At 48.4% G+C, this 8,246-nt stretch carries 9 protein-coding genes; 4 read left to right on the top strand and 5 right to left on the bottom strand.

Features of this window, described 5'->3' with window-relative positions:
• Positions 1 to 152: 152 nt before the first annotated feature.
• The 4 genes from AB7D94_RS15030 (at position 153) to AB7D94_RS15015 (ending at position 5,142) form a co-directional block, all read left to right on the top strand.
• On the top strand, positions 153 to 1,355 hold the full coding sequence (locus tag AB7D94_RS15030; protein ID WP_420266788.1) for a response regulator: 1,203 nt from the start codon (positions 153 to 155) through the stop codon (positions 1,353 to 1,355).
• A 213-nt stretch (positions 1,356 to 1,568) separates the two neighbouring features.
• Entirely contained in the window at positions 1,569 to 2,840 is a 1,272-nt protein-coding gene (locus AB7D94_RS15025; RefSeq protein ID WP_420266786.1) for an HD-GYP domain-containing protein, read from the top strand.
• A gap of 131 nt (positions 2,841 to 2,971) precedes the next feature.
• Complete coding sequence (locus AB7D94_RS15020; RefSeq protein ID WP_420266785.1) at positions 2,972 to 3,766, top strand: polysaccharide deacetylase family protein; 795 nt, start codon at positions 2,972 to 2,974, stop codon at positions 3,764 to 3,766.
• Between the two features lie 35 nt (positions 3,767 to 3,801).
• A complete protein-coding gene (locus tag AB7D94_RS15015) occupies positions 3,802 to 5,142 on the top strand; it encodes a putative glycoside hydrolase (protein ID WP_420266783.1) in 1,341 nt (446 codons plus the stop codon).
• On the opposite strand, the gene AB7D94_RS15010 is transcribed toward AB7D94_RS15015, so the two are convergent.
• The 5 genes from AB7D94_RS15010 to AB7D94_RS14990 form a co-directional block, all read right to left on the bottom strand.
• A complete protein-coding gene (locus AB7D94_RS15010; RefSeq protein WP_420266782.1) occupies positions 5,103 to 6,452 on the bottom strand; it encodes a cobyrinic acid a,c-diamide synthase CobB in 1,350 nt (449 codons plus the stop codon). The genes AB7D94_RS15015 and AB7D94_RS15010 overlap by 40 nt on opposite strands.
• Before the next feature lie 72 nt (positions 6,453 to 6,524).
• Positions 6,525 to 6,698: a hypothetical protein gene (locus AB7D94_RS15005; RefSeq protein ID WP_420266781.1), complete on the bottom strand. Its 174-nt coding sequence runs from the start codon at positions 6,696 to 6,698 to the stop codon at positions 6,525 to 6,527.
• 25 nt (positions 6,699 to 6,723) lie between these two features.
• Positions 6,724 to 7,152, bottom strand: a complete 429-nt coding sequence (dut, locus tag AB7D94_RS15000; protein ID WP_420266780.1) for a dUTP diphosphatase — start codon at positions 7,150 to 7,152, stop codon at positions 6,724 to 6,726.
• 64 nt (positions 7,153 to 7,216) lie between these two features.
• The gene (locus tag AB7D94_RS14995; RefSeq protein ID WP_420266779.1) at positions 7,217 to 7,384 is read right to left on the bottom strand and encodes a hypothetical protein; all 168 of its coding nucleotides are present in this window, start codon (positions 7,382 to 7,384) and stop codon (positions 7,217 to 7,219) included.
• 110 nt (positions 7,385 to 7,494) lie between these two features.
• Positions 7,495 to 8,076 (bottom strand): type IV pilin protein, encoded by a 582-nt coding sequence (locus AB7D94_RS14990; RefSeq protein ID WP_420266777.1) that lies wholly within the window; start codon positions 8,074 to 8,076, stop codon positions 7,495 to 7,497.
• Positions 8,077 to 8,246 lie beyond the last annotated feature (170 nt).

Here is an 8,246-nt window from a genome sequence, read left to right as displayed (position 1 = left end):
AATAGGACATTTCTATTTTGGTAAGAATAGGACATTTCTACTTTGGTACGACATGGGTATTCGATAAGTTGACTTTATGTTAGCCCGTAAAGTATTATAGGGCCTGGCGGCTGAAAAGTGGGAGCCGCCAATATTGCAGAGATGAACTATATATGGCGATTATAGCGTTATTCAAAGGTGCGTATTCTTTAAGCGGGGATTTTGAGGGAAAGCTCGCTGAAAGAGGTGGTTACGCTTATTTAGCGGAGGGTACCATCATTGAACGGGCATCCAGGCAGTTTAACGTTCCGCTGGCAAAGCTCACCAGGGCACTGTACCATAAGCCGTCAGTATTTAATAACTTTACCCACGAAAAACAAAGACTCCTGACTTATATTCAGATAGCGCTCTCTGAATCTCTTCCTGACGATATGGTCATATACGAGGGTTTCTCAGCCCATTTGATCCCTTTTAACATCTATCATGTCCTGCGCGTATGCACTATCTCTGATATACAAAGCAGGAGGCTTGAAGCGGCAAAAGCAGAGAGCCTTTCGGAAAAGGATGCCTTATTAAAGATTCAAACCCTTGATAACGAACTCAACACCCTTACTCAATTCCTATCCAGAAAAGCCCCCTGGGACAGCAGCCTGTATGACATCTTAATCCCAACGGATAAGGTATCCACTGAGCAGGCATTGTCGCTGATAATGGAAAACGCTGAGAAGATTGCCATAGACAACGCCTCAGGGCAATCCTCTGCGATGGCTGACTTTAGGCTGGCCTCAAAGGTGAAGCTGCGCCTTATTGAAGAGGGCCACGACGTAACGGTAACCTCAAAGGACGGCGCTCTCACTATCGTTGTTAATAAATATACTATGCGGTTGAAAAAACTTGAGGCGGAGTTAATCGGCATCGCCGTGGCCGTTGAGGGTGTAGGGGCGGTGGCCGTTGCGCCGGGGCCTGATTTTAACGATGAGATATATAGAAAATATGACTTTGAGCTGCCATCTAAGGTACTTGTCGTTGATGATGAGAAGGATTTTGCCCTGACTCTCTCAAACAGATTGCAACTGCGCGATATAGGAACCGCCGCGGTGTTCAGTGGGGAGGACGCGCTCAGCTTCATTGATGAGGAGATGCCGGAGGTTCTGGTGCTTGATTTGAAAATGGACGGGATAAGCGGCCTTGACGTGCTAAGGGTGATAAAGCAAAAAAATCCCCGCGTGGAGGTAATAATCCTCACAGGACACGGCACAGAACAAGACAGGGAGATGGCCACCGCGCTTGGGGCGTTTGCATATTTCGAGAAACCCGTAGATATAAATAAATTACTGTCAACGATAAAGGACGCACATAAGAAGGCAAGGAGATAACCTTAAAGACGAAGGGGGGTAACCCCCCTTCACCCGTAATCTCTCCATGTTTTGTCTATTGAGTTTGGGCTGCCGCTCGTTGGCGGCCTCAGAACTCTGGCTATTGAAATAGCTCAGATAGTGGTTGTGTTTATTCCGGTCGGTCTCATAGTGATAAGGGATTTTAACAAACAGGATGTATCATGAGGGCCTATGACTGGATATTACGAATAGATGGTAGTAACAAGAAATATACACAGAAAGCTGATAGCGCGTCTGCTTCTGGGCTGGGTTGTGTTGTCTGTTGTATTAGGGGTGGTGGTATTTTTTGTCAAGCTTGAAGAGATTGACGATTTCGTTGAAGACCTTGCCTTAGCCGAATCTAAACCGCTATTACATGATAAACAGTATTTTTCACTAAACGCAACCGAACAAGAGCGTGGCACAATGATCAAAAAACTCAACCGGCACATCGAAATGGCCCATTTCATCGCCGTCGAACTCTACAACGCCAAACGTGAAAAGCTCTACGAAGTCTCTTCTAAAGACGCCGATGCAATAGAAAAGAGCGAGAAATACATCGAATCGAAAGACCACTCTTCTTTGTTTACCGACAATGTCACCTATAACAAGTTTTTCATAGGCGGTCGAATCTTCTTACAGTTTGTTGTGCCGCTGTTTGACAATGATAACAAGAAATACGGTTATTTCGAGGGCGTGTATCGCGCGGATGACCATACAATGAAAGATATCAGGAATCTGCTGACCGGGTCTTTACTTATAGTTGTTTTGGCAGTTTTTGTAACGGCGATTATCTTTTATCCGATAGTCATGTCGTTGAATAAGGATTTGATAAAACTCACGGGCGACCTGTCAGACGCCAACATCGGGATGCTTGAGTCACTAGGCAGCGCCATTGCTAAAAGGGACAGCGACACAAACAGCCACAACTATCGGGTTACGATTTATGCCGTCACGCTTGGCGCCGCCCTGAGCCTAAAAGAAGACGAGATGCGAAGCCTGATAAAGGGTTCATTTCTCCATGATATAGGGAAAATTGCAATATCGGACAATATTTTGCTAAAACCAGACAAACTCACCGAAGAGGAGTTTGACCAGATGAAAACTCACGTCCTTCATGGCATAGATATAGTGGGAAGATATGCGTGGCTCACAGACGCGGTTGCCGTGGTGGTATATCATCACGAGAAATATGACGGAAACGGCTATTTGGGGCGGCTTGCAGGGGAAGACATACCAATTACCGCAAGAATATTTTCGATAGCCGATGTGTTTGACGCCCTCACGTCGAAACGCCCTTATAAAGAGCCGTACTCTTATGAAAAATCCATAGGGATACTAAAAGAAGGTTCAGGGAAACACTTTGACCCTGAGCTGTTGGAAGTCTTCATAGGCCTATCTGCCGAACTATACGACAAGACAAGCAAAGCTGAAGACACCGTCCTTGAGAAATCCCTGAGAGAGCTGGTACGCGACTACTTTTAATTAAAATGCCTTGCGTAAAGAGATGTGTGCGTCTTGCGGTTCGGAAATATTTTTACGCCGAAAACAAATAGCTTGCAGAATTTGTAAATATTGTATAAGATAACGGGGTTATGTTGAGGAGGGGGTTTGATATGAGATACACGAGAATTAGCACGAAAATTGTCTTAACGGCGGTTGTTTTTTTGTTTATTACCGGCTCTTTTGCCGCGGCCTCCGCGGACAAGGCCGTTACATCAGGGACGGGGGTTCCGATATTGCTTTATCACCGGCTTGGGCCAACTGTTGCTGACAGTATGACTATAACGACTCCTGTTTTTGAATCGCACTTAAAATATCTCAGGCAAAACGGCTACACGGTAATCCCGCTAAGGCAGGTTATTGACTGCCTGAAAAACAATAAACCCCTTCCACCGCACAGTGTGGTCATTGTCGCAGATGACGGCCATAAATCCATCTACACCGATATGCTCCCGCTTGTAAGGAAATACCAGATACCTGTTACCCTTTTCATCTACCCTTCGGCCATCTCAAACGCCTCATACGCTATGACATGGAACCAGCTCAAAGAGCTGAAAGAGACTGGCCTTTTCGACCTTCAATCCCATACGTACTGGCATCCAAATTTCAAAGTAGAAAAGAAGAGGCTGGACAAAAAAGAATATGAAAAAGTCGTGGAGACTCAGTTAAAGAAATCTAAGGATAAGCTCGAAAAGGAGTTTGGCACAAAAATAGACCTGCTCGCGTGGCCGTTCGGGATATACGACGACTACCTGTCGGGCAAGGCGTCTGAGGCGGGATATGTGGCCGCGTTTTCTATTGAGAGGCGGCCAGTCAGAAGTGGCGACAATATGATGTCGCTGCCGCGATTCCTTCTTGAAAATGCGAACCAGGGGAAGTCGTTTGAGAGGTTGTTAACAGGGAATTGATTAAAATTCTAAATAAAACAGAGGGTGAGAATTGTATGAGATCAATAGCCGAATATTTTGCAGCAGTACTGTTTGTCGTGGTGCTTTTGTTTAACGATGCGTATGCGCTGGACGTAAAAGTTGTAGATTCCGTGTCGAAGAAACCAATAATGAATGCCTCAGTGCTTGTGGACAACACCACGACACTTCTGACAAACGAGGCTGGCGTTGTCAGTGTTAAGGCTCCGGCAAGCAAAATATTGGTGAAGTCTCCAGGGTACATGAGGGGCGAGGGTGTCCCTCCGCAGGGTGCCGCCGCAATGGAGATACCCTTAAGGCCTTTTGTACCTAAGGCTCTCTATTTATCCATGTATGGAGCGTCCAGCAAGAAACTGCGAAACGCCGCCCTGAAACTAATAGAAGATACAGAAATCAATGCCCTTGTAATTGACGTAAAGACCGACTGGGGTGTGCTGAACTACAAGAGCGCCATCCCGCTTGCCGCTGAAATAGGCGGGCAGAAGGTGATTCTTGTTAAAGACCTGAAGGAAATGGTAAAGACTTTCAAGGATAAAGGCATATATTTAATTGCGCGCATAGTTGTTTTTAAGGACAATCCGCTGGCCCAGGCAAGGCATGAACTTGCTGTAAAAACACAGGGCGGAGACCTCTGGCGAGATAGAGAGAAACTAGCATGGGTTGACCCCTTCAGAAAAGAGGTGTGGGACTACAATATTGATATAGCCGTTGAGGCCGCCCAAAGCGGATTTGACGAGATACAGTTTGATTATGTGAGGTTTCCCGATTCGTTGAAACCCAAGTTTTCCAAACCAAGCACTGAGGAGGCCAGGGTAAAGGCGGTCACCGGTTTTCTTCAGGAGGCCAAAAGGAGACTTGCCCCATATAACGTGTATCTTGGCGCGGACATATTCGGATATGCGTGCTGGAATCTTGACGATACGCAAATCGGCCAAAAAATTGAGAACCTCGCCGGCGTCCCCGACTACCTGTCACCAATGCTCTACCCATCAGGGTTTCAGTTTGGAATCCCTGGCTATAGGAATCCTGTCCAGAATCCTAATAAAATAGTCTATCTATCCCTTAAGAGGGCGCAAGAGCGCACTCAACTGGCCACCAATCGCTTCAGGCCCTGGATACAGGCCTTTAGAGATTACGCCTACGACAGGAGATTCTTCAAGGGAGAGCCAGTCAGAGAACAGATAAAAGCCGCAGAACAGTTTGGCTCCAACGGTTGGATGCTCTGGAATCCTCAGAATAACTATTACCCCGAAGGACTGAAGCAGAAGTCACCGCAAGCTGCCCAAGCCCCTGTTGCGGCCCCTGTTCATGCCCCGGCTCAGGTATTGGCAGTAACCCCTGTGGCCGCGGCTAAATAAAAAGCCCCGGCTATTTGTGGATTACTCGCAAAGTGCAGGTGTACATAGCCGGCTGTACAGTTTTTTACCCTGTAGCCGGTTGTCCCCTCGTGGCTATCGTATATGGTTTCCACAGAGGGCGGCATATCCTCCATTTCTGAATAGTGGAACTCGTGTCCTCTGAGTTTGGCACCTTTTTTCCCCAGTATTGAATCTGATGTGAGCGTCACCTCTCTATAGCCTAGTTTAACCCTTTTCTTTGCCATTTTCGTCTTTACGGGAAATATGTCGGCCATCGGGAAGATATGCCCGTTGAGGTCAACAATGCCTTGGGTAAGATACATAAACCCACCGCACTCGGCGTAGATTGCCCCCCCTCTGAGGGCGAAGTCTCTCATTGAGCGAAGCATGTTCCGGTTTGAGGAGAGCCTTTCAGCGTAGAGTTCAGGGTAGCCGCCGCCGAGATAGACCGTCCCTACGCCATTGGGGATTTTGTCGTCGTTTATAGGGCTGAAAAAGACTATCTCTGCCCCGGCGGCAGAGAGGGAATCGAAGTTGTCTTCGTAATAAAAACAGAAGGCGCTGTCACGGGCCACACCTATGCGCGGGGCGTTGGGGTGTGGCGGCGGAGATGGCGCGGGTATATAAACAGGCGGACTATTAATGGCCGAGGCCATGAGAAGTTCTTCGATGTGGATACCGGCGTGGGCGGCAGAGGCAAGTTTTTGAGCGAATTCAGCGTTTATCACACCGTCCTCAGCCGTGTACAGGCCGAGGTGGCGCTCAGGTATGCGTATCTGCGGCTCAGCAGGGAGAAATCCAAGCACCTTGCACCTGCAGTGCGCCTCTATGGCCTGTTTGACCCTGCGGTAGTGTCTGTCGCTCCCTGTCCTGTTGAGAATTACACCGGCCAGCGTCAGTTCGGGGTCGAAGGCCTCGATTCCCTTGACCAGGGCCGCCGCGGTCTCGGCGGTTCCCCTTACGTCAAGGGCGATAACCACCGCAAGGGAGAGGAATTTTGCGGTTTCGGCTGCCGAAGCCGCCCCTCCGTCAAATAGTCCCATCGCCCCCTCTATGATACATACGTCGGTGGCGTTTGATTTCGCGGCAAACAGATGTCTGACGTAGTCATCGCCGCACATCCACCTGTCAAGATTCCACGAGGGCACGCCGGTCAGGGCGCGGTGCAGGCCAGGGTCAATGAAGTCCGGGCCTGTCTTAAACGGTTGCACGCGACGGCCCATGCGTGTGAGGGCGGCCATCAGCGCCAGGGCCGCCGTGGTCTTCCCCGCGCCGCTTTGCAGGGCGGATATGACAAACGCGCTCTTCATAGAGTAAAGATGGTATCATAGCTCGGGCGATAGCCGCAAGTCGGGGACTGTTTGGGACAAACAATTGCTTTGTTAAAATAAGGCGTCTGCCGCGTAATACACGACGCCTGATACAAGGCTGCCAACGGTGGACGATAAAAACATGGCAAGCCCCCTGCTCAATCCATTTCTCGTAAACACTACGTTAAGCCATACAAACGATACCGCCCCCGTTATGAAGGATAATATCAGGGCTGTCATAGACATAATCACGGCCTCCCTGACTGGCCCGTCATCCTGTGCTTCCCATACCTTTTGTTCCTCTGGCCGAATCGCTTAAGGTCTCCACTTCCACAAAAGAGACGTCGGGCAGTTTGTATATAACGGCCTGTGCTATACCCTCTCCTTTGTGGACATGAAGGGATTCATTGCTGCCGACCAAACACGCGATAACTTTGATTTCGCCGCGATAGCCGGAGTCAATAGTGCCGGGCGAATTAACTACCACAAAACCATATAAAGCCGCCAGCCCTGACCGCGGGCGTATCTGCATTTCATAGCCTGGTGGTATTTCTACGGCAATGCCGGTAGGAATAATGGTTATGCCGTTTCTATTAACTATACAATCCTCAACGCTGAACAAGTCAAACCCGGCGTCTGTGTCGTATGCGCGGCGCGGTTGTTTTGCTGAGGGGAATAGTTTTTTAAATTTTATTTCCATATCTACCTCGCAGCCTTAGGTGCACACTCCGGTGAATCCGGCCGTCTGCTCTGATGATGCCGGGTTAAATGATGCCGCCGCATAAAATAATCCTCCGTATATCCCTTTTTTTACCCTTACCGGTTAAGAGCAGGTATTTTATATCGTTTATGTCCCTGTCCTCTGGGCAAGACTGTTGCTCGCCATCTGTCCTCTCGTCCAAATCGTCCCCAAATTGCTCGCCCAGGCACATACTAACCCCTCCATTGCCGGTAGTATAATCCCCCCGCACTCCAGCACCCCGTCTCCTATCTTACCATATCACTAATGTCAACAAAAAGGACATATGCCCCATTTTATTAATTATCGGCTGACTACTAATTGGCTGAGTACTGGCGCTGTTAAGTTTGAGGCATAAGCAAGGATATAAACAGAGTTACTTCCTGATGGACTTAAAAGAACCTGTCCGTCAGTTGGAGATGCCGTTACGAACAAGGGAAGACCAGTATACGCGCTCTTGTCTCCACTCAATGTACGGGCACTCACAAAGAGGCTGAGAATTTCTGACAGACCGTCCGGGTATGTGGGGTATTGGTACACGCTGGCTTGCTGATTGAAGATGGCTAAACAAGTTTTACCCGTGGTGATGGCGTTAGTGAACTCATAGCATCCCTTTGCGCCTGGTCCGCCCAATATATCATTATTTGTGACAATGGGGTCTCCGGCCACGTAAGCATCAAGATATGCTTGTAAGTCCGCAACCGCGCCTTTGGCGCTTGACTCAGTTGCCCTCACCTTCGATTTTTCCCGCTGCCCCATAAACGCCGGCACCGCGATAGCGGTCAATATACCAATTATTGCTATAACAATCAGAAGCTCGATTAATGTAAAACCCGCCTCATCTCTTACTCGCATTGCTGAAATCATCTCCCCTGATTTTGACACGTGATAACCCCCCTATCTAAGAATTTCGTTTGCACGCTGCCTCATTTTAACATATTTCATATAGATTTTTACTTGAGGCAATACGCGCCCACCAAAAACTGGACAAAGTAATAAGGTCAGCAATTCTCGGTGAAGGTAAAATGATAGTGAGAATGCGTGTTTACAGAGAA

It is taken from the genome of Candidatus Magnetominusculus dajiuhuensis, assembly GCF_046044395.1.
Lineage (GTDB): Bacteria > Nitrospirota > Thermodesulfovibrionia > Thermodesulfovibrionales > Magnetobacteriaceae > Magnetominusculus > Magnetominusculus dajiuhuensis.
This window is presented reverse-complemented; position numbering and strand designations above follow the sequence as displayed.